A 22980-nucleotide genomic window follows, 5' to 3' on the forward strand; every position below is an offset into this window, starting at 1 on the left:
TTTGAGAGGAACTACGGGAAGAGGTGTTAAAAATTGAAGAAACCGATAAAAGAACAAAAGATGGTATTGATCATTCTTTTGAGTAATATATTTATCGCTTTTTTAGGGATTGGATTAATCATTCCGGTTATGCCGTCCTTTATGAATGATATGAATTTAACAGGAAAGACGATGGGTTATCTCGTTGCAGTGTTTGCAATGGCGCAGCTTATTACTTCACCTATTACGGGTCGTTGGGTCGACATTTACGGTAGGAAGAAAATGATAATCATTGGATTATTTATTTTTGGTGTTTCAGAGCTTCTTTTTGGATTAGGTACAGATGTGTGGATGCTTTATGCAGCGAGGGTGTTAGGCGGAATTAGTGCCGCGTTTATTATGCCGGGTGTTACGGCATATGTTGCTGATATTACTTCTATTCAAGAACGTCCAAAGGCGATGGGCTATCTTTCAGCAGCTATCAGCACCGGATTTATTATAGGGCCTGGAATCGGCGGGTTTATTGCAGAATACGGTATACGTGTGCCGTTCTTTGTGGCAGCAGTGATTGCCTTTGTTGCATGCGTGATTTCTATATTTATTTTGAAAGAGCCGTTAACGAAAGAAGAACTTGCAGAGATTGCAGCTAATACGAAAGAATCCAGCTTTATCGGAGATTTAAAGAAATCATTAAATCCAATGTATGCAATCGCATTTATTATTGTATTTGTACTCGCATTTGGATTATCAGCATATGAAACTGTGTTTAGTCTGTTTTCTGATCATAAATTTGGTTTCACACCGAAAGATATTGCTGCAATTATTACGATTAGCTCCATCTTTGGGGTAGTTGTGCAAGTATTTATGTTTGGCAAATTGGTTGACATGTTCGGTGAGAAAGTATTAATTCAAATATGTTTAATTGTAGGTGCAGTATTAGCATTCGTCTCAACTGTAGTCTTTAATTATTGGAGTGTACTTCTCGTTACTTGCTTTATTTTCCTAGCATTTGATTTACTTCGTCCAGCTTTAACGACGTTTTTATCAAAAGCAGCTGGAAAAGAGCAAGGATTCGTTGCTGGTATGAACTCAACGTATACGAGCTTAGGAAATATCGCAGGACCAGCGATGGGCGGAATATTATTTGATATAAACATTAATTATCCATATGCATTTTCAGGTGTTGTTTTAATCGTTGGTCTCGGCATTACATTTATGTGGAGAGAGAAACAGCTAGCTCAAAGTTTTGCGAAGTAATAAAACCCCTTACGATGGTAAGGGGTTTTTTGTTTTATAAACTTAATCCAAACCGCTTTAATTCAATAAATATCCCCTCTAATTGCTTTCCTTTATCCGTTAACGTGTACTCTACACGAGGCGGAACTTCTGGATATACTTTTCTCGTTATAATCCCTTGTGCTTCTAATTCTTTTAGTCGAAGCGATAATGTTTTCGGACTAATCCCATCCATTGATTTTTGTAAATCACTAAATCGTAACGTTCCTTCGATAAGAAGGTCTCGAATAATTAAAAATGTCCATTTTGTACTAATTACGTCAAGCGTTTTAGCGATAGGACAAGGTATACCAGGTAAACCTTTCGTTAATACAACTGGATCTATATTGCTCATGGAAATAGCCTCCATAAAAATTTTTTGAATGAATTTGCCTTATCGTATCACAAAACTATCTTTTTCGTAACTATATGAAAAAAATATCACTACTTCCATAAAGGAAGTTAGTGCGTATACAATAGCAATACGAAACAGAAAGAATTTATATGAGGAGGTGGTGATTTCCATGGGGATAAAAAAGTTATTTGGATTTCTTAGTTTGTTTGTTATTTGTATTGTGCTTGTAGCATGTAGTGGTGAGCAAAAAACTGAAATCCAATTATTGAAGGAAATGCCGAAGCCAAAAACAATGACAATCGATCCTTCACTAGGCAAAAAAGAAGCGACAGAAATGGTTCATGCAGCTCAGCGCTTTTATGCATTTTGGGATACAGGTAGAGAGGAACTTATTCCGCAGACGGTTACTGAAAATTTTTTCGATAACACACTGCCGAAAGGTCGACCACAAGGCACTGAAGGATTAAAGCTTGCAGCGCAAAATTTTCATAAAGTCGTTCCTGATATACATTGTGAGATTGAAGATTTATTGGTTGTTGGTGATAAAGTAACAGCCCGTCTTTCTTTTACAGGAACGCATAATGGTAAGAAAATCAATTTTTTTGCGATGGATATTTTACATGTGAAAGACGGAAAGATAACGGAAGATTGGCATTTAGAAGATAATCTTACGCTGAAGCAGCAACTCGGCTTAATAGCTGAAGAGTAAAATAAGGGAGAGAAAAGTGATGAAAAATATATTCATTATAAATGGGCATGAAAAATACGGTACGAAAGAAGGACGATTAAATAGAACGTTATTAGATTATATGGTAACTGTATTAAGCGAGAATCATCATGTGAAAACAACAACGATTCAAGATGGATACAGTATTAAGGAAGAGCAAGAAAAGTTTTTATGGGCTGATGTTGTAATTTATCAAACACCAATTTATTGGTTTAGTGTTCCTGGATTATTTAAAACTTATATGGATGAAGTATATGAATATGGCTTGTTCTTTAAAGGTGCAGATGAATATGGAACAGGTGGTTTATTAAAAGAGAAGCAGTATATGTTTTCTACAACTTGGAACGCACCTGAAAAAGCATTCGGAGATAAGACGAAGTTCTTTGAAGGAGAAAGTTTAGAATCAGCACTTAGTCATTTACATCGTGTGCAGAAGTTTCTTGGGATGAGTCCGTTAAAGAGTTTTGCTTGTTATGATGTGGTGAAAAATCCTACTGTTGAGAAGTATTTAGAGAACTTGAAGAACCATTTAGAAGAAGTCATTCAATAATTACAGTCATAATATGTAGGCTTATTCATTTATATAATTGGATTTACAATACTCGGAGTGAGCTATAGTTTATGGATCTTATTAATCGCAGGGCTTTTCTAAACTGTAGGAGAGATGATGTATGTGCCAGTATGTCAATCTATTCTGGCACATATGGTACCAAATGAAGTAAGAGGTTCATTTATTGCATCTTGGGGCATGAGCGCTCTATATTTCATCGTTGGTATGATCAGTATTTTATTATTTATGAAGGCGATAGGGAAAGAGAAGTATCAGAATGAAGGAAATGTTTCTCAGATTGGATGAAACTATATAAAAGCGAACCAGTTATACTGGGACTCGCTTTTTATATAATTTTTAAAACGGATCAACTTCAGCTAAATCAGGATTGGCGTTAGGGTTTGTTAATAAGGTTTTCAGCTCACCTACTTCTGAGAGAGCGACGAGGATATAACCACTAATAAGGACGATGAGTCCGATGACTCGTAATGTTTGCAATTTAATGTCACGGCTATTTTTTTCTGAGTTGTTTTGGGGCGTTGCAGGTGGATTGTTGTTCATAATAGAGCTCCTATCTTTTTTATTTATATGTGCGAAATCATTATTAACTTATGGATAGGAATCGTATAGTCATTTTCACTATATGAGAAATGCCTATGAAAAGTGATTAGAAATTTTGGGACGAGAAAAGAGGCTGTCTCAAAAAATCATTAAAGATGAAGAAATGTTTCATATGGTGTTAATTTTGTTTTTTACAAAGAAAAAGGTTAACCAAAGTAGTTATTTAGCTACTTTGGTTAACCTATAATAACTATCCTAATATACGCAATGATTCTTCAATAAACACTGGGATGTCCTCTGGTTGTCTACTTGTTACTAGCTGATTTTGGCATACAACCACTTCTTTATCATGAAAATTTCCACCGGCATTTTTCAAATCGACCGCAATGGATTTATATCCAGTCACATCGCGTCCTTCAAGTGTTTGTGCAGTGATGAGTAATTGGGGGCCGTGACAAATAGCAAAAACAGGTTTTTTCGCATCCATAAATGCTTTGCTAAAGCGAACAAAACGTTCATCTGCACGAAGTATATCTGGGGAAAATCCGCCTGGTATAAAGAGGGCATCAAAGTTCTCTGGAGAAACATCATCAATACTTTTATCAATTACGACTTCACTTTTTCCTTGTTTACCGTGTACCGTTTTACCTTTTTCCATTTCAATAGTTGTTAATTCGTATCCCTTTTGATTAAAAGCTTCTACTGGCTCTGTGTATTCTGTGTCCTCGAAATAATCCGTTATTAAAATAGCAATTTTTTTACTCATTGCAATCAGCTCCTTATATTATATAATCGGTTCCAGAATCGTCCTTGAGCAACGCCTTTTATAAAGTGAAACTTTAATTCATATTTTTTCATTCCCTCCAGTTCCTTTGCCCTGTTAATTTAATAACTACCCTTTTTATTAGGACGTAAACATGTATTATCGTTTTTGTATGTAAAAATCATAAAATATCGGTTGTTTCAGTGATTCTTGTTTGAGGAAGAAAAATAAAAAAGCCAAGGAGATAATTTATTTTCTCCTTGGCTTTTAAGATAATTCTTTTCGTTAAAACGAAGAAACGCGTTGCTTCGTTTTTGGTACAATAATAAATTTGATCCAGATTAACCCGATAATCATAATGATAAGACTATGTGAAAATTGCCCTGTGGCAATGAGTATAATACTTGAAAATACAATGAGTTGAATACTTAGCAATATGAAAATTAAGCTAAGAAATTGACTCATTCGTTCTTCAGTATCAATTGGATATAATGCTACGATAATATTTCCCGAAAAATATTTCCACAGAGAACGAAGCTGCATAGAAATCATATATAGGATGATATAAGCGATAGCACCTTTTACGTATATATTCGGAACAAAATATAGGATGAAAGCACCGATTCCCCCAAAGCGAATATATATACCGAAATAATCATTACCACGTAAAAATGCAAGTGTATGTAAATAAAAGAAAGTAGCTCGTTTTTTATGTAATAAAGGTTCAATCCAATTTGTAAGCCATTTTCTGCCGTTTACTTGTTTTTTTAGCTGCGGAACATCGGTAAAGATGCTAGCGAATTGATAAAAGCGTATGTCCATTTTTTCTTCTTGCTCAATTATGTATTCCCATGGTATTCGCTTTGTGGGCTGTTTCTTCGTATATAGAAGTAGGAAAGCGAGAAGTAAGAGTAATCCGCCTAATACAATTACATTTGCAACATAAAACAGCATGTAAATGATCAGGGCGTTACAAGCAATGCGAATGATAAACCATATGCTTTTTTCATAACTATCACGCCACATCCAATGTATGTATATGTTCCAGCCCTTTAGAATCATTAAAATTATAAAGATTGTACATAAAAAAGGTACGGTTAATTGTAATGATTGCATGGCAAGCGGTACGAGAATAAGGAACGTAAATAATAATGGGAAAAGCTGAATGATGTAATTATATAGAAGAGATTTTTTAAAATAAGATATTAATTTCTCTTCTAATGCGAGTAAATAGACAGCGTCCGGTTTTTGAATAAATGTGCGAACTTGGCATCTCGTTATAATGAGTGTAAGTACGATCGTGATGAGTAATAAAGATATTCCTTTAGAAGGATCCGTTTTAAGAAACTTAGCGTAATAATATGCACCTACACATGAGACGAAGATGAAGCTATATAGTAAACCGTTAATCATACGTGCAAAGTATGTGATGGCATTTTGAATATGTTGTTGAAAGCGAGAGCTCCATAGTGATTCGATTGACATGTTTTTCACCTCTTTTTTCTATTATATATGTTTTATAAAGTAAAAAACGAGCAAATTGCGTTACGCAACTTGCTCGTTTTTCTTTTCTTTATTTTTTTTCTGATCACGATTCATTAATGGATAGAAGGCAAAGCCAATCCCGAATAAACCAATTCCGAGAAGAAATGTTTTTATATCGGATGCGCCGGTTTTAATAACCCATAGTGCATAGCAAATTGCAATGACTGCGACCACACCATCTATAATTCTTGCCCGCATTTCATTTTTATAAGTTTCACCAGTTGCGACCAGTTTTAACTGGAAGATTGGTGAAACGAGATATGGAATGAGGTAGGCCAGTGTTGATACGGTAATAACGAATGTATAAGCTTCCGCAATTGTTCCTGATAATGTTGAGAATAAGAACACTTGCGACATAATGTTTGTTAATCGTAGTGAATGAATTGGACTTCCTTTTTTATTCGTTTTTGCGAAGAAGGAAGGGAAGAAACCTTCTTTTGCTGCTTGATAAGGTACTTCTGAGCTTAATAAAATCCAGCCTAATATTGAACCGAATAGGGAAGTAAGAGCAAGTAATGCCATAAGTTTCCCGCCGCCATGACCCATTGCAGCGTTTAATGCATCTGCTAATGGACGTTCAGAAGCTTGTAATTTATCAACGTGAAGTACACCCATTGTTAAAATTGTAATTCCTAAGTAAATTGCAACTGTGATAAGTAATCCTGCAACAGTTGCGCGTTTTACCGTTTTTGGAGAGGTAGCTCGGTTTGATAAAAGAACGGCTGATTCAATCCCGATAAATGCCCAAAGTGTTGTAAGAGCGGCTAAATTTACTTGTGAAAGGAGACCGTGTGATACGCCTTCTTTATCGATCATCGGTGTGTACCATTGTCCAAACTTTGAAGCTTCGAACGCAAACAACGTAACAATGATGAATAGAAGGAATCCAGTTACTTTCGTTGTTGTTGCTAAGAAGTTTAGTTTCCCAGCTCCGCTTACACCGTTTGTTAATATTAAATGAGTTCCCCAAAGTAAGACGGAACAAATAGTAAATGTAATGAGCTTTCCAACTTCAATATCGAACGAGCCGATTGAAAATAATAGTCGCGTATCTTTCATAATCGGGAAGAAGAGTGATAAATATCCCGCGAAAGATGTAATGATGGCAACGTTACTTGCCCAGTTTGCAACCCAATATCCCCATACCATGCTGAAACCAGCCATTTTCTTTCTTTTTGGTGTTGAGAATAAAGCATATGCATGACTTTGTGGTCCTGTCGTTAAATCAGGACGACGAATTGCTAAATTACCGAAAACAAGAGCTAGCATTAAAACACCAAACCCTGTTGTTAACCAAGCTAAAGTGACACCGAGTGGGCTTGCTGTTTGTGCTAACGTACTTGGCACCATGAAAATACCAGCGCCAACCATGTTACCGACAACGAAAGCTGTTAGTACCCAAAAGCCCCATTTTTTTTGTTGCATAGAAAATACCTCCAAAGTTAGTATAACCAAGTCAAGCGAGGAGATATGTATGTCTTCCTGATAAGGAAGAGAAGGTCCAAACAAAACAAAAAAAGCACGTAATTTGCCGCTACATGCTTTCTATCTTATAAGAAACCCACGACATACCTCTCGATAGCTCTCCACAAACGAAACGTTTGTGACAGTTCTGCACTTATTAAATGCAGACCCAGCAAGCGTGCATGGTGGACACGACTTACTTCGGCAATCATTCCTTTCTCATTTCTTCATCAATGCCACTACATCTCCTGAAATGATACTCTTAATGACTGCAACCTCTACCTCACCGAGATACGAATGAGGATTTATGTATTAAATTAACATGTTTAAGAGTAACAAATGTATTTTTATACGTCAATGGATATAGTAATAATCAGATTATAGAGAAGAATTTGTTATTAGGTCCCGGAGGGTTTTAACTAAAAAGCAGCTGACCTAAATATTAGATCAGCTGCTACATATAAGATTAAACTAAGTTTAATACAGTTACTTTTTGACGAGTCATAGACTCAAGGCTCTTACGAATACCTTGTGCGCCCATACCTGAACCTTTTACACCGATGAAAGGGAAGTGGTCAGGGCCGCGCTCTGTGCGTCCGTTAATTTGAACAGAACCAGTGTCGATTTTGTTAGCAATTGCAAATGCTTTGTTAATGTCTTTTGTGAAGACACTTGCTTGCAGACCGAACTCTGATTTGTTAGCAATTTCAATCGCTTGTTCGTCAGAAGAAACACGGATGATTGGAAGGATTGGGCCAAATGGCTCTTCCCAAGCAACTTTCATTTCTTCTGTTACGTTGTCGATTAATGTTGGATAAATTAGGTTGCGCTCACGTTTGTTACCGATAACGATTGTTGCACCTTTTTCAGCAGCATCGTCAATTAAACCTTGAACGAAGTCAGCAGATTTGTCGTCGATTAATGGAACGATTGTGCTGTTTTGTTCTGGAGATCCAACTGATAGTTCAGCTACTTGCTCTTTTAATAAGCCAGCTAGTTCGTCTGCTACATTTTCATGTACAAGTACACGCTTAATAGCTGTACAACGTTGACCTGAGTAAGAGAATGCACCGCTTACGATATGCTTTGCAGCTTCTTGTAAGTCTGCATCTTCACAAACGATACCAGGATCTTTACCACCAAGTTCTAATACAAGTGGAATCATCGCAGCTTTTTTCGCTAAATGTTTACCTGTATTTGTACCACCTGTGAACGATACCATATTTACGCCAGGATGTTCTACTAAGTAGTCACCAATTACAGAACCGCGTCCTGTAGCTACGTTTACAAGACCTTTTGGAAGGCCAGCTTTATGAAGTGCTTCAACCATTTTAACACCGCTAATTGCACCTTGAGTTGCTGGTTTGAAGATAACAGCGTTACCCATAATAAGTGCTGGTGCAAGTTTTGCAGCAGATAAGTTTACTGGGTAGTTAAATGGTGCAATTGCTAATACAACACCAAGTGGTGCGCGCTGAATAATCGCAAGTTTAGATTTAGATCCACCAGGGAAGCTATCACCCATCATGCTTTCACCGTGCATGTGAAGTGCTTCGTCAACTGTGTAACGAATTAAGTCAGCTGTACGAACGACTTCTTTTTGCGCATCTTTATAGCCTTTACCGACTTCTTTCATAATGATATCGGCAATTTCATCTTGCATATTTACGAGCTCATCAGCCCATTTATATAAATATTTTGCGCGATCTTGTAGAGAAGCTTCAGCCCATGATTTTTGAGCTTCTTTTGCAGATGCAATTGCTTCATCTACTTCTCCTTGAGTAATTGCTTGTACTTGCCCAATTACTTCGTGTAAGTATGGAGATGGAATGTCGATTGTTTGACCTGAAGAGCTTTCTCTCCATTCTCCGTTTAAATAAAATTTGTACGTATTGCTAGTTGTCATGATTAGTCCTCCTAAAATAGCAACTTGTAAGAGTGAGTATAAGGTGATTGTAGGTGGTTTGATAATATTTTTCAAATGAAATGTTTGTGAAAACGATTTCTTACTATTTTTTTGTTTTGTATGCCCTTTCTTACAGAAGATTCCCTTATTTCAAACTGAATTATAAGTAGAATGCATCACTTTCATTTTTTGTGATAAAAGATTATTTTATTCTAAAGCGAAAAAAAACAATTGACAGAATACTCAATAAAGTTGTAAGATTATAAATGGAAAATAAATGAAGGGGGTGTGCGTAATGATTGTAATCGTAAATGTAATGGGCTTAGCTCTGTTAAATGGCGGAAAACATTCATATCATTACGCAACCCGTGCGGATATATAGGACCTTTGCGTCTTATGAGAAGCGTACGTTGCGTATATCGTAACGTACGCTTTTATGCATTCTTTGCATATCGTCAAGCGGCGGTATGCTTTTTTTTGTTTATCCCGCTATTTGCGGGCTAATAATCAGTGGGGAATGAACAAAACCCCCACTGATTAAAGTTTCACTTTATTTTCCTTGTTTGCGTGGTTACTATAAAAAATCAGAATTTGGAAGGTGAAAAATGTGATGGAATTGTATGGCTTACGAAATGTAAATGTGATGGGTTTGGATAGCGGGTAAAGAAATGTGAATCAAACGGGAACGAGAAAGGGGAGGTTATATTGTTTTCAGTATTACTAAAGTTAAGCTGGTTTTTTAGAGAGCATTGGAAAAGGTATAGTATCGCAATTGGGGTACTTTTAATTGTAAACGTGATAGAGGTAATTCCACCGAAAGTGTTAGGAATTACAATTGATAATATTAAAACGGGAGCCTTAACGAATGAGGCGATTATGCAATATATTTTTATTTTACTTGGGGTAACGATTGGTGGGTATGTGCTTACTTTCATTTGGCAGCACCAACTATTTGGCGGTGCGTTCGTACTTGAGAAAACGATGCGTTCAAAATTTATGGGGCATTTACTTAAGATGACACCGACGTTTTATCAAAAAAATCGTACTGGCGATTTAATGGCGAGAGCGACAAATGATTTAAAAGCAATCTCCATGACAGCTGGTTTTGGTATATTAACGCTCGTTGATTCTAGTCTATATATGCTTACAATCGTTTGTATGATGGGCTTTTCAATTAGTTGGCAGTTAACATTTGCTGCGCTTATACCGCTTCCGATTATGGCGTATGCGATGAATAGATACGGAAAGAAGTTGCATGAAAGATTTACAGTCGCGCAAGATGCGTTCGGGGATATGAACGATAAAGTACTTGAATCAATTGCGGGTGTACGCGTTATTCGTGCGTATGTACAGGAGAATGCTGATCAAGAAAGGTTTCATCATTTAGGAGATGACGTATACGAGAAAAATATGAGAGTAGCAAGAATCGATGCATTATTCCAGCCAACTGTAAAAATGCTCGTCGGTCTTAGTTATTTAATTGGTTTAGTGTACGGTGCATATCTCGTATTCCAATCAAAGGTGACACTTGGTGAGCTCGTTTCTTTTAACGTCTATTTAGGGATGATGATTTGGCCGATGTTTGCAATTGGTGAATTGATTAATGTTATGCAAAGAGGAAATGCGTCGCTCGACCGTGTAAATGAAACGTTAGCTTATGAACCGGATGTAAAGAATCCGAAAGATCCAAAGGTTGTACAAGAGCCAGATTACATTGAATTTGATAAAGTTACTTTTTCATATCCTTCATCAATTGAAACAAATTTAAAAAATGTTTCGTTCTCATTAAAACAAGGAGAGACACTTGGAGTTGTTGGGAAAACAGGAAGCGGGAAAACGACGCTCGTTCGTCAGTTTCTTCGTCAATATCCACTTGGGGAAGGGGATATTGCGGTTTCTGATGTGAAGCTAGATAAAATTACGAATGATAACGTACTTGGCTGGATTGGGTATGTACCTCAGGAACACATTTTGTTCTCAAAAACAGCGAAGGAAAATATTTTATTCGGAAACAGAGAAGCGACTGAAGAAGAACTTGAAAAAGCGATTGAAATAGCTGCGTTTAAAAAGGATTTAGAGTTTTTACCGGAAGGTTTAGAAACGCTTGTTGGAGAGAAAGGAGTTTCTTTATCAGGTGGGCAAAAGCAAAGGATTTCGATTGCGAGGGCTGTTATTCAAAATCCGGAAATTTTAATTTTGGACGATTCTTTATCAGCTGTTGATGCTCGTACTGAAGCGGCAATTATTGAAAACATACGAACAGAAAGAAGCGGGAAGACGACGATTATAACAACGCATCGTTTGTCAGCAGTGCAGCATGCTGATTGGATTCTCGTTATGGATAACGGTGAGGTTATTGAAGAAGGTTCGCATGAAGCGCTCGTTCGAAATGGGGGCTGGTATGCAGAGCAGTTCGAAAGACAACAAGGTGAAAGTGAAAGTACGGATAGTGGGGTGAAAATATGAGTGTTTCAAAACGATTGTTTCAATACGCGATGAAAGTAAAAGGGCCGATTTTTGCAGCGATGGCGATGCTATTTGTTTTCGTTATTGCAGAACTCGCGGGTCCTTTCGTCGCAAAAACGATGATCGATGAGCATATCGTTGGAATAGAGAGACCCTGGTATGAAACAGAAAAGAGTGAGGATGCTGTTTCATATAATGGCGCCTTTTATAAGCGAAGTGATCGCTTTGAACAAGGTGAGCAAAAAGGGAAAGAAGTCCGAGTGATTCAAGTTGGTTTTCAGTACTATTTTGTACCGAATAAAATAACGCTTGAAGGAACTCGTTCTGTTAAGGGTGATGTGCTTACAGTACAAAGTGGTAAGGCAGTGCAAGTGTATAAATCGAAAGCCTTAACGAAAGAAGAAGTATTTGCGTTTTATAAACCAGAAATAAATAGGTTATTACTACTTGGCGGTGGATATTTCGCTTTATTAGTAGTCGTATCATTATTTGCATACGGAAAGCAGTTCTTCTTACAGAAGGCGGCAAACAAAATTATTCAAATTATGAGGGAAGACGTCTTTTCCCATATTCAAACGTTGCCAATTCGTTATTTTGACCATTTACCAGCAGGGAAAATTGTATCGCGTGTAACGAATGATACAGAAGCGATTCGTGATTTATATGTAACAGTGCTTGCGACATTCGTCTCTAGTATCATTTATATTATCGGGATTTTTGCTGCGCTATTTTTACTTGATGTAAAACTGGCGGCACTATGCTTACTCATCATCCCAATTTTAATTGTTTGGGCGATTATGTATAGAAAGTATGCGTCTGTATACAATCATAAAATGCGTTCGCGTTTATCGGATATTAACGGAACAGTGAATGAATCAATTCAAGGGATGCCAATTATTCAAGCATTTCGTCAAGAACATGAAACGAAGAAGGAATTTGAAGAGTTAAATGGTGATTATTTTAAATATCAAAATAAAATTTTAAATTTAAATGCAGCAACTTCGCATAATTTAGTGTCTGTATTAAGAAACATCGCTTTTACAGGTGTAATTTGGTATTTCGGTGGTGCTTCATTAAGTGCTTCTGGCCTCCTTTCTCTAGGGATACTGTATGCTTTCGTCGATTATTTAACGAGATTGTTCTCGCCAATTACGAACATGGTGAACCAACTTGCTAACTTAGAGCAATCGCGTGTTGCATCAGAGCGCGTCTTTGAATTGCTAGAGGAAAAGGGAGAGGCAGTAGAAGAAGAACGTATGCCTCGCTTAACCGGAAATGTGAAATTCGATAATGTTTCGTTTTCTTACAATGGAAAAGATGAAGTATTAAAAAATATTTCTTTTGAAGCGAAACAAGGGGAGACAGTGGCACTTGTCGGTCATACTGGATCAGGAAAAAGTTCCATTATGAATGTGCTCTTTCAGTTTTATGAATTTCAAAAAGGGAAGCTTACGATTGATGGTCACGATGTAACAGAGATGCCGAAACAAGCAACACGTGAACATATGGGAATTGTATTGCAAGATCCGTTTTTATTTAGCGGGACAGTGGCATCCAATGTAAGCTTAGAAAATGAAAAAATTTCAAAAGATCGCATCGTAAAGGCGTTACGTGATGTTGGTGCGGAAAGGTTTGCGAACAATATAGATGAAAAAATTACGGAGAAAGGAAGTACGCTTTCAACCGGAGAACGTCAGCTTATATCGTTTGCTAGGGCACTTGCTTTTGATCCTGCTATTTTAATTTTAGATGAAGCGACTTCCAGTATTGATACAGAAACAGAAGCGATGATTCAACAAGCGCTAGAAGTTGTGAAGAAAGGACGAACGACGTTTATTATCGCTCATCGTCTTTCAACAATTAAGAGCGCTGATCAAATTATTGTGCTTGATAGAGGAACGATTTTGGAAAAAGGTTCCCATGATGAATTAATGAAAAAGCGCGGGCGTTATTACGATATGTATAAAACGCAAATGGAAGGAAACCAGAGTGCTTAATTTTTAGAAGAACTTGCGATTTTCGCAAGTTCTTTTTTGATCGGATTGTCCGCTCAGAAGTTAATATATTTCACCGGCTGAAAAACTTATAAATAAGTAGGTATTGTTTTACCTTTTTCTTTATAAATGCTATATTAAAAAATGTTACTTATTTTTTGTATGTAGCGCTATTTTTCCATTTTGTTTGATTATGAAGAAAAAGGTTAAACTAAATAAGAACATTTTCATTGAAAAATTGTTCGAAATTGCATACAATCAATATAGTTTTTAAATTCCTATCAGAATACTTGGAGGACTACTATCATGAAAAAATTATTTTCAGTGCTTGCAGTAACTACATTAGCGATTGGGATTGTAGCGGGCTGCGGTAAAGAAGAGAAAAAAGATACAGCTAATCAAGATGCATTACAGAAGATAAAACAAAGCGGTGAGCTTGTAATTGGTACAGAAGGTACATATCCACCATTTACGTTCCACGATACAAACGATAAATTAACTGGGTTTGACGTTGAATTAGCAGAAGAAGTTGCAAAACGTTTAGGTGTAAAGCCTGTATTTAAAGAAACACAATGGGATAGCTTACTTGCAGGAATAGATGCAAAACGTTTCGACATGGTTGCGAACGAAGTTGGTATTCGTGAAGATCGCCAAAAGAAATATGACTTCTCTAGTCCATACATTTCTTCTTCAGCAGCATTAGTTATTGCGAAAGATAAAGATAAACCTGCTACATTTGCTGACGTAAAAGGATTAAAAGCTGCACAATCTTTAACAAGTAACTACGCAGATATTGCTAAGAAAAATGGTGCGGAAATCACAGGTGTAGAAGGATTTAGCCAAGCAGCAGAATTATTAAGTTCTGGCCGCGTTGATTTCACAATCAATGATAAATTATCAGTGTTAAACTATTTAGAAACGAAAAAAGATGCAAAAATTAAAATTGTAGATACAGAAAAAGAAGCGTCACAAAGTGGATTCTTATTCCGTAAAGGTAGCGACAAACTTGTACAAGAAGTAAATAAAGCGTTAGAAGCTATGAAAAAAGATGGTACGTACGATAAAATAACGAAAAAATGGTTCGGTGAAAATGTATCTAAGTAGCGCATTGATGTCAGATCGATTGTCTACTTGGATAGATATTATGCAGACTTCCTTCGCGCCTATGCTGAAGGAAGCTGTCTTTACGACAATTCCGTTAACGCTTATTACATTTATTATCGGTATTATACTTGCGACGTTAACAGCGCTCGCGCGTATTTCAGGTAGTCGTATTTTACAATGGATTGCTCGTATCTATGTATCTATCATTCGCGGAACGCCACTTCTTGTACAGTTATTTATTATTTTCTATGGTCTTCCAACTCTTAATATTGAGGTTGAGCCATATACAGCAGCAGTTATTGGATTTTCATTAAATGTAGGTGCGTATGCATCTGAAATTATTCGTGCTTCTATCCTTTCAATCCCGAAAGGACAGTGGGAAGCAGCTTACACAATTGGGATGACATACCCGCAAGCATTAAAACGTGTTATTTTACCACAAGCAACACGCGTATCAATTCCGCCGCTTTCGAATACATTTATTAGTTTAGTGAAGGATACGTCATTAGCGTCGTTAATTTTAGTAACAGAAATGTTCCGAAAAGCGCAGGAAATTGCGGCAATGAACTATGAGTTTTTAATTGTTTATTTTGAAGCAGGTCTAATTTATTGGGTAATTTGCTTCTTATTATCTATCGTGCAACAAATATTAGAAAAACGTTCAGAACGTTATACTCTAAAATAACCCTTTCATAAAAGGAGTTTTTGTTTTTATGATTTCAATTCAACATTTACAAAAAAGTTTCGGAGATAATACCGTATTAAAACATATAGACTTATCAGTTGAGAAGGGCGAAGTGGTTGTTATTATCGGGCCATCTGGATCTGGTAAAACGACATTCTTGCGTTGTCTCAACGTGTTAGAAACGCCGAACGCTGGTAACATTCGCATCGGCAAAAAAGAGCTCGATTTCTCTCAAAAAGTATCGAAGAAAGATATTGTAAATCTTCGTACACAAACAGGTATGGTATTCCAACACCATAATCTATTTCCTCATTTAACAGCAATTCACAATGTAATGGAAGGGCTCGTTACAGTGAAAAAGATGGGGAAAGAAGAAGCGAAGAAAAAAGCAAACTATTTCCTTGAAAAAGTTGGTCTTGCGGATAAAGTAGACTTATATCCGTTCCAATTATCAGGTGGACAACAACAGCGCGTTGGAATCGCTCGTGCGCTTGCGATGGAGCCGGAAGTTTTACTATTTGATGAGCCAACGTCAGCACTTGATCCTGAGCTAGTTCAAGAAGTTTTAAAGGTTATGAAAGAACTTGCTAAAGAAGGAATGACGATGGTCATTGTAACGCATGAAATGCGCTTTGCTCATCAAATTGCGAACCGTGTTATTTTCATGGATGGCGGTGTCGTTGTCGAACAAGGTACACCGGAAGATGTATTTACAAATCCAAAAGAAGAACGAACGAAGAAGTTTTTACAAATGTTGCAATAAATTAAGGAAGGTCTCAAGGCATATGCCTTGAGACCTTTTTGCCATATATATTTATTTTTGGAATCCGCCAAGGCTTTGCTCAGCCATTGCAACTAGACGTTTTGTAATTTCTCCACCAACAGAACCGTTAGCGCGAGCCGTAGAATCTGCTCCTAATTGTACACCAAATTCTTGAGCGATTTCGTACTTCATTTGATCGATTGCTGCTGTTGCACCTGGTACTACTAATTGATTTGAAGAATTTTGGTTTGCCATAGGAATATATCCTCCTTAGAGTTATAAAAATTTTTTTGGTTGGACTAGCTGGATTTGAACCAGATTATCGCCCCGTTTGGCGCTAATCCATCGGTAATTAAGTTTGTACTCATAGTATGGATGTTACCTAGAAAGATATACAAAAAAATAATTTGTAAATTTTGTAAAAAATATTTCATCATTTCGTAAATTATGAAATAAGAGTAATCGTTGTATTTTTAAGAAAGAAGGCTAAACTAAGAGCGAAATCATATGCGTTTTTTTCCTTGTATAACCAGCTTGGCTTACTTAACTTATGATTTGTTAAAGTGAGACAAATTTCAGTTTAGTAAAATGAAAATTAAATCGGGAGCAACTACATAGTTCTGTTTTAACCCAGGATGGGGCAGAAAAAGGAACTGACCGCGTCTATGCACGGCTAGATGCTCTCTTCAATCTAAAACAAGGGCTTTTTAATTGTTTTTAAACGATAACGTATGGAGGAATCATGATGGGAATTTGCCCGCTTTGCAACGCGCTAGAATCACAGACATATTCTTGTCAAAATTGCCAAGGTATACTCCAAGATTATGGGAAAACTGTAGATTACATAGACGATTACAGTGCATATATGGATCAAGAATTATTAAGTGCAGTAGACGGTTTAACACATAATAATTCACAGGAGTATTGCAATCATGTTTTTTATTGCGGAGTATGTAATGTGGAAACAGAAGTTGTAGTGAAGCTCGTTTAAATAAAAAACTTCCACCTTATGAAGGAGGTGGAAGTTTTTGTTTTTGTATTTGTGAGTTAATCATAGGGGAAGGGATGTTTTCGGTATGTGACGAAGGACCTGATTTTATTTGTGACATTTTTTCTTTCTTGTCGCGCAAAGAGTGTTCAGTTAAATAGATGGCATATTCATAAAATAATTGGCGCGTAAGTTCACTTTGTTCTTTTAACTTTTCATCTTGGAATACAGTTCGCCCCGGTTTAGAATTTGCTTCAAATAGCCACGGGTTTTCCGTGGTGTCTAAACCAATGTCAAAACCAATTTCTCCAATGTTCCCGGTTACTTGCCCATCAAGTGCATAACTGATCTGTAAGGCTGTTTGTTTTAGTTTATTTTCAATTTGAACTTGCTTTGTTGAATCAGGAAATAGTTCCTGAAGTAATTTCGTATCACCGCCGCTATTTACGTGAGTTGTTAAGCTACCTTTGCCGGCGATTTTTGCGACGATTGCACTGACTACCCAATTACCAAAATGGTTTTTATTTGTATGAATGCGAAAATCGACGGGTTGCCCTTCGAATCGGAGCAGTGAGATACCTTGTTGTACGATAAACTTTTTTAAATCATGTCCTTTTAACACATGGTTAAGAAGGGCTTCTAATGATTGATACTTTCTTAGTTTGTTTTGTTCATTTTCACGGTAACGACAATAGTAGCAATTATCAGTTTGAGAATAGAGTATTTGATGAATATTTCTTCCGAAGCTACCGTGTATTGGTTTCATATAAATGTACTTATACGTACCGAGAAGTCGTTCTACTTGTTCAAAATGTTGAAATACTTCTGTATTTGGTAAGAATGGTTTAATTGAATCTTCTTTCATTAAAAGTTGATGCACTTCCCATTTATTGAAAAATCCCGGATTAAACCACGGAATCCCATAGTCGCTTTCTAAACGTTTTTTTGCTCTTACGATAGGTTTGTAATTTTCTGCTTGCCGATTTGGTAATCGGTCGTAAATGACATTTGGTAAAGGGACTTTGTTTTTTACCCATTTTCCTTCTTGAAAGAAGTACCCTTCAATTGTTTCCTCTTCCCAGTTTATATGTTGAATGCCAAAGACAAATACAAATGGCTGCAATGTGAATGGTGGTGTTAATAACTCACTGAGAGAGATGGAACGACTTCCTAAAGGAGAATTAAAATCATCGTTAAAGCCAGTTGTAAAAATCCCGATTAATGGGCCGAAAACAATGGTTTGATTGTGTAAGAAGGCATGGATTGTTGCTGAATGCGGTAGTAAAAGATCGGCTGCAATCTGTTCGCCAATAATAATTTCTCGCGTGAATGAATAATGAATTTTAATATTCTCACATGTAATATAACGTAAGCCAAAGAAAAAGGATGTAATTGGTGGTGTAATAGAAAAAACGTAAGGTAAAGTAATACTATTTGGATGCTCATCTGAAATACTTAATGTATATATGTGCTCTTTCAACAGGGATTTCCTCCTTTCGTTATGGTGTAAATCGGCTAAACTTTAATGGACCATGAAAAATTTGTTCAGCCAGTTCGTCGTTGTACCTAGTATAAACATCGTAAGATGGCATCGTATTGACGTACATAAGCCAAATGGCACCTTTTTGATCCATAATGGTAGAAAGCTCTAGTTCAAATAATGAAGAATAGGACTGATCGAGTGTTTTAAACACTTCATTTACAACATCATGTAAAGCATCTTTTAATAATTGAACGCCAGTTGGAGAAAGTAAATATTTAATTTTAGAAAATGGATGTAACATAGAACGTTCTGTTGCTGAAAGTAAAAATTGTGCTGGGAATGAAGATTTTTGTATAAATTGACCGAGCACTTTCCAATGCTGTTCTTTATTTTTTTGCATAATGGTTCGAATATGAATCGGATATGATAGTTGATTTGGAGGTTGTAACATTGGATGAATCATATAACGGAATGAGTGTATGTTCGATTTGCACCATGATATAAATTTATCTGTTCGTTTGAATTGAGTAGAAGTATGATGTTGTTCATTTATTGTATCGATATGAAATGTTTTATTTTTGTAAGTGGCCCGATATAAATTTTCATTGGAGTGTATATTGATTGGTCTTATAATAATATCTCTTGTTTCTAGTAGTAATTTAAAAATTCCTTGTACTGTTCCTTTTATTATTTTTGGTACGTAAGGGGAAAGACGTTTATTAGTAAGAAAAAGATTGTGTAAATCGCTTGGGTTAATAAGTGTGTTGTTTAAAAAAGTAGTGGAAGAACGTTTGTGTAATGAATGAATAATCGCATTTGCTTGTTGGAATTCCTCATCCTCTTTGAAATGACAACGATCATATATATATGAAGGAATGGGAAAGGTTTGATCTATCCAATTTCCTGTATCTGTATCGTAAATAAGACCAGAAACAAGATCTGTCTTTGAATCAATGCTAAACGGTGTGAATTGGGCAACGACGTTATGATAAAGACGAGCTCGCTTAGCGATTTCGGTGTAATACATTTGCTCGTGATGGAGCCCGGAAGTTAAAAGACCAAGAACCAACGAAATCACTCCTTTAGTAATAAGATGTTTGCATTATAGGCGAAGCTATATATTGCAAATACGTTTTTATACCATTATACTTTTGTCCGTATGATGATATGCTATAGTTTTGGAGAAGTGAAAGGTTGATTGTGATGAATATATGGTTAAATATGTTAATAACGACAGGGCTCGGGGCAATTATTGGAGGATACACAAATCATTTAGCGATAAAAATGTTATTTCGTCCTCATCGTCCGATTTATATTGGGAAGTTTCAGGTTCCATTTACGCCAGGATTAATTCCGAAGCGCCGCGATGAGCTTGCTGTTCAATTAGGTAAAATGGTTGTAGACCATTTGTTAACACCAGAAGGAATCGGAAAAAAACTAACAAATAAAGAGTTTCAAACCAGTTTAATTCGCTGGACACAAGTGGAAGTTGATAAAGTAATTACAAATGAACAGTCGTTACGGGATATGTTAGAAAAATGGAATTTAGAACATGTAGAAGAAGAGGCGATCGGGAAAATCGAACATGTTATTACAGAAAAAATTCATGCATTTTTAGCAGAGTACTATACATATACATGGGAACAGGCGTTACCTCATTCTATACATGAAAAAGTAGAGAATACGATTCCGAATGTATCGGCGTTTATTTTAGATCGAGGAATTCGCTTTTTTGAAAGTGAAGAAGGGAAAGGTCGTCTTTCAAAAATGATTGATGATTTCTTTGCTTCTAGGGGAACGCTACTTAACTTAGTCGGAATGTTTTTAGGGAATGTCAGTTTAGTGGATCGAGTACAGCCAGAAGTCATTAAGTTTTTAGGACAAGATGGCACGAAAAAGCTTTTAACTGATGTACTGCAAAAAGAGTGGGAAAAGTTAAAAGGAAGAGATGTAAAAGAATTAGAAACGTTCGTAGAGAAAGAAATGATTGTGAACTCCATATTGTCAGCGGTTAAAGTAGAGGAAACAGTGAGTAGATTTTTAAATCAGTCTGTTCAGCAAGTATGTGAGCCAGTTCGAGAAACAATCGTTGAAAAAGTGGTCCCTAGCGCAGTAGAGAAAGGCTTGAAGTGGGGGACAGAAAATGTGGGAAGTATATTGGGAAATCTACAGCTTGCGGAAATTGTCCAGCAGGAAGTATCTACATTTTCAACGGAGAGATTAGAAGACCTAGTTCTGTCCATAACGAAAAATGAATTGAAAATGATTACGTATTTAGGGGCATTATTAGGAGGAATGATCGGACTCGTGCAAGGGGTGTTACTTCTGTTCCTTAGGTAATAAAAGCGAATACATAGAAATAAAAGTGAAATTTCTTCACATCTCTTGCATAGTTTGATATGGTAAGAAGAGGTGCGTATGTAAATGCACTTAAAAGGCAGTGCGAACGAAAAGCGCTAGCCTTCTAAAGGAGGAAAAATAAAATGACAAAAAACATTCATGATGTTGCATATGAATTACAAAAAACAATCGCTGAAAACGAAGATTTCCAAACATTAAAAGCAAGCTACGCAGCAGTACAAGGAGATGCAGAGTCAAAGAACTTATTCGAAGAGTTCCGCGCGATGCAACTTGGCTTACAACAAAAAATGATGCAAGGCCAAGAAATCACTGAAGAAGATAACCAAAAAGCACAAGAAGTTGTAACTCGTATTCAACAAGATGCAAAAATCACAAAGTTAATGGAAACTGAGCAACGTTTAAACATCGTTATCACTGACGTTAACAAAATCATCATGAAGCCACTTGAAGAATTATATAGCGCGCAACAAGCGTAATGATGGAAGACGCTCCTAGTATGGGGGCGTTTTTTTTGTGGGGAATTTGATAGTCCTTCCACAAAAAAATCCCCGCCGAAATAGCCATGTGTTAGTGACTATTTTTGACGGGAATATATGATGTATCTTTCAATTTCTCTTTTATATATATAATTACTTGTTGAAATACTCAGTTCTAATATTTTTTTCTTTCAAAAACTTTTCAATCTCTTTTTGCTTTCTACCATTAACTTTCTCAAAGCGCTTTGTAAAAGAAAAATCGGTCTTGAATAAGTTACCATCTTGAGCGATTTTTTCTATTTCTTGATCTAGTTCTACTGAAAGTGCTGTAGACGATGAAATAAATTCATAGATTTCTTTCGAAGGTTTTTTGTAATCATCAGGGATCGTATTGTTACTAATAAAATCATGGAAATTCGCATCATTTTGTTGCGCTAAATCTACTAGTTGCTTTAATTTCTCTCGGTCGGATTCCGTGACATTCTCGTCAGACATAGATGATGAAAGTGGAACGATGTTTTCGTCTAACTCTCTGCTATAATCTAAATAAATTTTTATATTTTGTTTCATTTCGTCTTCGTTAATCGTTTCATTCTTTTTTGAGGAAGTGAATATAGTTTCTGGAATTTTTATCGTTACATCTTTAATAGATTGCACATCGTTTTCTGCCTTAGGTTGTGCACTGTTTGAACAAGCTGATAGAAATAAAATTGTAAGTAACATGAGTAGATATAAAGTATACTTCTTCATTTTAATCTCCTTTTATATTCATTATTATCTTTGTAAAATAGCTATATTCCATTTCAAATACTTTACTAAAGTTGCGTATAGATGTTTTACCATTTGGTAAGATATGACGGATATGAGTAAACCGCTGCAAAAAGCGATGAACACATTGTAAACATCGGAATAACTGATTTGATGAAACCCTTTAAAAAATCCTAACGCTATTAATAAAATAGGTGAAATGATTAAAAATGGAGTAGCAATGATAAGTGCTAGAAGAATCGGTAATAAAAAGAGTAGTACGAAAAAGGCGATAATGATAAAGGTAAAGTTTAAAACACTTAAACTCATAACAGAAAATAGTGCGGTTATCATATTTTTAAAGCTTCGTTTATTATCAGCGTTATGTATTGCATAGGAAACATTAAGCTCTTTCGCGATCGTTTTAGGGTTTCCTAGTTTTCTAGCAATTTCTTCTTCAGATTTCCCATCTTGTTTACCACTGATAAAATGAGTTTCGTACTCTGAGATAATATCTTTCTTTTCTACATTAGGCATATTCCGCAGGGAAGAACTAAGTTGTTCCAAAAATTCACTTTTGTTCATAACAATCACTTTCCTTTATAAAATGATGAATTACAGCTGAGAATCCTATCTTTTGAAAAGGGGGATACGAATTATAAGGTGCGTTCCAAATGTTGGGTATTCCAATATTTACAAATATATCATTTAGTAGTGTTTTTTGCAAGGTACTATAATCTTATTAATACTGTGATTAGATGGAATTTTTTCGTGCATTTTTAGAGGAG

General features: G+C 36.2%; 22 protein-coding genes, 1 pseudogene and 1 riboswitch. Of the genes and pseudogenes, 12 read left to right on the top strand and 11 right to left on the bottom strand.

Features of this window, described 5'->3' with window-relative positions:
* Nucleotides 1-33 precede the first annotated feature (33 nt).
* Nucleotides 34-1236: an MFS transporter gene (locus MKY70_RS04475; RefSeq protein WP_088035229.1), complete on the top strand. Its 1203-nt coding sequence runs from the start codon at nucleotides 34-36 to the stop codon at nucleotides 1234-1236.
* 34 nt (nucleotides 1237-1270) lie between these two features.
* Here the strand turns inward: MKY70_RS04475 and MKY70_RS04480 are convergent, their stop codons facing one another.
* The gene (locus MKY70_RS04480; RefSeq protein WP_002166316.1) at nucleotides 1271-1609 is read right to left on the bottom strand and encodes a winged helix-turn-helix transcriptional regulator; all 339 of its coding nucleotides are present in this window, start codon (nucleotides 1607-1609) and stop codon (nucleotides 1271-1273) included.
* Nucleotides 1610-1778: 169 nt separating this feature from the next.
* On the opposite strand from MKY70_RS04480, the gene MKY70_RS04485 reads away from it, so the two are divergent.
* The 3 genes and pseudogenes from MKY70_RS04485 to MKY70_RS04495 all read left to right on the top strand — a co-directional run.
* The gene (locus MKY70_RS04485) at nucleotides 1779-2318 is read left to right on the top strand and encodes an ester cyclase (protein WP_341023397.1); all 540 of its coding nucleotides are present in this window, start codon (nucleotides 1779-1781) and stop codon (nucleotides 2316-2318) included.
* A gap of 19 nt (nucleotides 2319-2337) precedes the next feature.
* Nucleotides 2338-2886 (top strand): NAD(P)H-dependent oxidoreductase, encoded by a 549-nt coding sequence (locus MKY70_RS04490; protein ID WP_341023398.1) that lies wholly within the window; start codon nucleotides 2338-2340, stop codon nucleotides 2884-2886.
* A 12-nt stretch (nucleotides 2887-2898) separates the two neighbouring features.
* Nucleotides 2899-3192 (top strand): annotated as a pseudogene (locus tag MKY70_RS04495) (MDR family MFS transporter); the annotation flags it as partial.
* A 51-nt stretch (nucleotides 3193-3243) separates the two neighbouring features.
* Here the strand turns inward: MKY70_RS04495 and MKY70_RS04500 are convergent.
* The 5 genes from MKY70_RS04500 to gapN form a co-directional block, all read right to left on the bottom strand.
* Nucleotides 3244-3447, bottom strand: coding sequence for a hypothetical protein (locus MKY70_RS04500; RefSeq protein ID WP_044444657.1), 204 nt, complete (start codon nucleotides 3445-3447; stop codon nucleotides 3244-3246).
* Between the two features lie 250 nt (nucleotides 3448-3697).
* Nucleotides 3698-4213, bottom strand: coding sequence for a type 1 glutamine amidotransferase domain-containing protein (locus MKY70_RS04505; protein ID WP_002029999.1), 516 nt, complete (start codon nucleotides 4211-4213; stop codon nucleotides 3698-3700).
* Nucleotides 4214-4495: 282 nt separating this feature from the next.
* Nucleotides 4496-5695 carry an ABC transporter permease gene (locus MKY70_RS04510; RefSeq protein ID WP_341023401.1) on the bottom strand — a complete coding sequence of 400 codons (1200 nt, stop codon included), beginning with the start codon at nucleotides 5693-5695 and terminating at the stop codon, nucleotides 4496-4498.
* Between the two features lie 60 nt (nucleotides 5696-5755).
* A complete protein-coding gene (locus MKY70_RS04515) occupies nucleotides 5756-7180 on the bottom strand; it encodes an amino acid permease (RefSeq protein WP_341023405.1) in 1425 nt (474 codons plus the stop codon).
* Nucleotides 7181-7326: 146 nt separating this feature from the next.
* Nucleotides 7327-7508: riboswitch (Lysine riboswitch) on the bottom strand.
* A 177-nt stretch (nucleotides 7509-7685) separates the two neighbouring features.
* A complete protein-coding gene (gene gapN / locus MKY70_RS04520) occupies nucleotides 7686-9125 on the bottom strand; it encodes an NADP-dependent glyceraldehyde-3-phosphate dehydrogenase (RefSeq protein WP_002010835.1) in 1440 nt (479 codons plus the stop codon).
* A 705-nt stretch (nucleotides 9126-9830) separates the two neighbouring features.
* Between gapN and MKY70_RS04525 the strand changes: the two genes are divergently transcribed.
* The 5 genes from MKY70_RS04525 to MKY70_RS04545 all read left to right on the top strand — a co-directional run bounded on the left by MKY70_RS04525 (nucleotide 9831) and on the right by MKY70_RS04545 (nucleotide 16137).
* Complete coding sequence (locus MKY70_RS04525) at nucleotides 9831-11591, top strand: ABC transporter ATP-binding protein (protein WP_341023409.1); 1761 nt, start codon at nucleotides 9831-9833, stop codon at nucleotides 11589-11591.
* Nucleotides 11588-13588: an ABC transporter ATP-binding protein gene (locus tag MKY70_RS04530; RefSeq protein ID WP_002140515.1), complete on the top strand. Its 2001-nt coding sequence runs from the start codon at nucleotides 11588-11590 to the stop codon at nucleotides 13586-13588. The genes MKY70_RS04525 and MKY70_RS04530 overlap by 4 nt, the downstream gene beginning before the upstream one ends.
* 303 nt (nucleotides 13589-13891) lie before the next feature.
* Complete coding sequence (locus MKY70_RS04535; RefSeq protein WP_341023413.1) at nucleotides 13892-14689, top strand: amino acid ABC transporter substrate-binding protein; 798 nt, start codon at nucleotides 13892-13894, stop codon at nucleotides 14687-14689.
* A complete protein-coding gene (locus tag MKY70_RS04540; protein WP_033706449.1) occupies nucleotides 14676-15374 on the top strand; it encodes an amino acid ABC transporter permease in 699 nt (232 codons plus the stop codon). Before MKY70_RS04535 ends, MKY70_RS04540 begins: the two co-directional genes overlap by 14 nt.
* A 28-nt stretch (nucleotides 15375-15402) precedes the next feature.
* A complete protein-coding gene (locus MKY70_RS04545; RefSeq protein ID WP_341023415.1) occupies nucleotides 15403-16137 on the top strand; it encodes an amino acid ABC transporter ATP-binding protein in 735 nt (244 codons plus the stop codon).
* A gap of 51 nt (nucleotides 16138-16188) precedes the next feature.
* Here MKY70_RS04545 and sasP read toward each other — a convergent pair whose 3' ends face one another.
* Nucleotides 16189-16392 carry a small acid-soluble spore protein, SasP family gene (sasP, locus tag MKY70_RS04550; protein ID WP_000013339.1) on the bottom strand — a complete coding sequence of 68 codons (204 nt, stop codon included), beginning with the start codon at nucleotides 16390-16392 and terminating at the stop codon, nucleotides 16189-16191.
* 490 nt (nucleotides 16393-16882) lie between these two features.
* Between sasP and MKY70_RS04555 the strand changes: the two genes are divergently transcribed.
* Nucleotides 16883-17128 (top strand): hypothetical protein, encoded by a 246-nt coding sequence (locus tag MKY70_RS04555; RefSeq protein WP_002087367.1) that lies wholly within the window; start codon nucleotides 16883-16885, stop codon nucleotides 17126-17128.
* 16 nt (nucleotides 17129-17144) lie between these two features.
* On the opposite strand, the gene MKY70_RS04560 is transcribed toward MKY70_RS04555, so the two are convergent.
* Both MKY70_RS04560 and MKY70_RS04565 read right to left on the bottom strand, forming a co-directional pair.
* Nucleotides 17145-18605, bottom strand: a complete 1461-nt coding sequence (locus MKY70_RS04560) for a YheC/YheD family endospore coat-associated protein (protein WP_088035243.1) — start codon at nucleotides 18603-18605, stop codon at nucleotides 17145-17147.
* A 19-nt stretch (nucleotides 18606-18624) separates the two neighbouring features.
* Nucleotides 18625-19677 carry a YheC/YheD family protein gene (locus tag MKY70_RS04565; protein WP_341023418.1) on the bottom strand — a complete coding sequence of 351 codons (1053 nt, stop codon included), beginning with the start codon at nucleotides 19675-19677 and terminating at the stop codon, nucleotides 18625-18627.
* A gap of 125 nt (nucleotides 19678-19802) precedes the next feature.
* Between MKY70_RS04565 and MKY70_RS04570 the strand changes: the two genes are divergently transcribed.
* Nucleotides 19803-20948, top strand: a complete 1146-nt coding sequence (locus MKY70_RS04570; RefSeq protein ID WP_341023420.1) for a DUF445 domain-containing protein — start codon at nucleotides 19803-19805, stop codon at nucleotides 20946-20948.
* Nucleotides 20949-21091: 143 nt separating this feature from the next.
* Complete coding sequence (locus MKY70_RS04575) at nucleotides 21092-21445, top strand: YlbF/YmcA family competence regulator (protein ID WP_088035249.1); 354 nt, start codon at nucleotides 21092-21094, stop codon at nucleotides 21443-21445.
* 153 nt (nucleotides 21446-21598) lie between these two features.
* Here MKY70_RS04575 and MKY70_RS04580 read toward each other — a convergent pair whose 3' ends face one another.
* Together MKY70_RS04580 and MKY70_RS04585 are read right to left on the bottom strand one after the other, a co-directional pair.
* Nucleotides 21599-22195: an NDxxF motif lipoprotein gene (locus MKY70_RS04580; protein ID WP_088035252.1), complete on the bottom strand. Its 597-nt coding sequence runs from the start codon at nucleotides 22193-22195 to the stop codon at nucleotides 21599-21601.
* 24 nt (nucleotides 22196-22219) lie between these two features.
* Nucleotides 22220-22777 carry a DUF1700 domain-containing protein gene (locus MKY70_RS04585; protein WP_088035254.1) on the bottom strand — a complete coding sequence of 186 codons (558 nt, stop codon included), beginning with the start codon at nucleotides 22775-22777 and terminating at the stop codon, nucleotides 22220-22222.
* Between the last annotated feature and the right edge of the window lie 203 nt (nucleotides 22778-22980).

This window comes from Bacillus sp. FSL R9-9492 (assembly GCF_038007365.1).
GTDB classification, from domain to species: Bacteria; Bacillota; Bacilli; order Bacillales; family Bacillaceae_G; genus Bacillus_A; species Bacillus_A mycoides.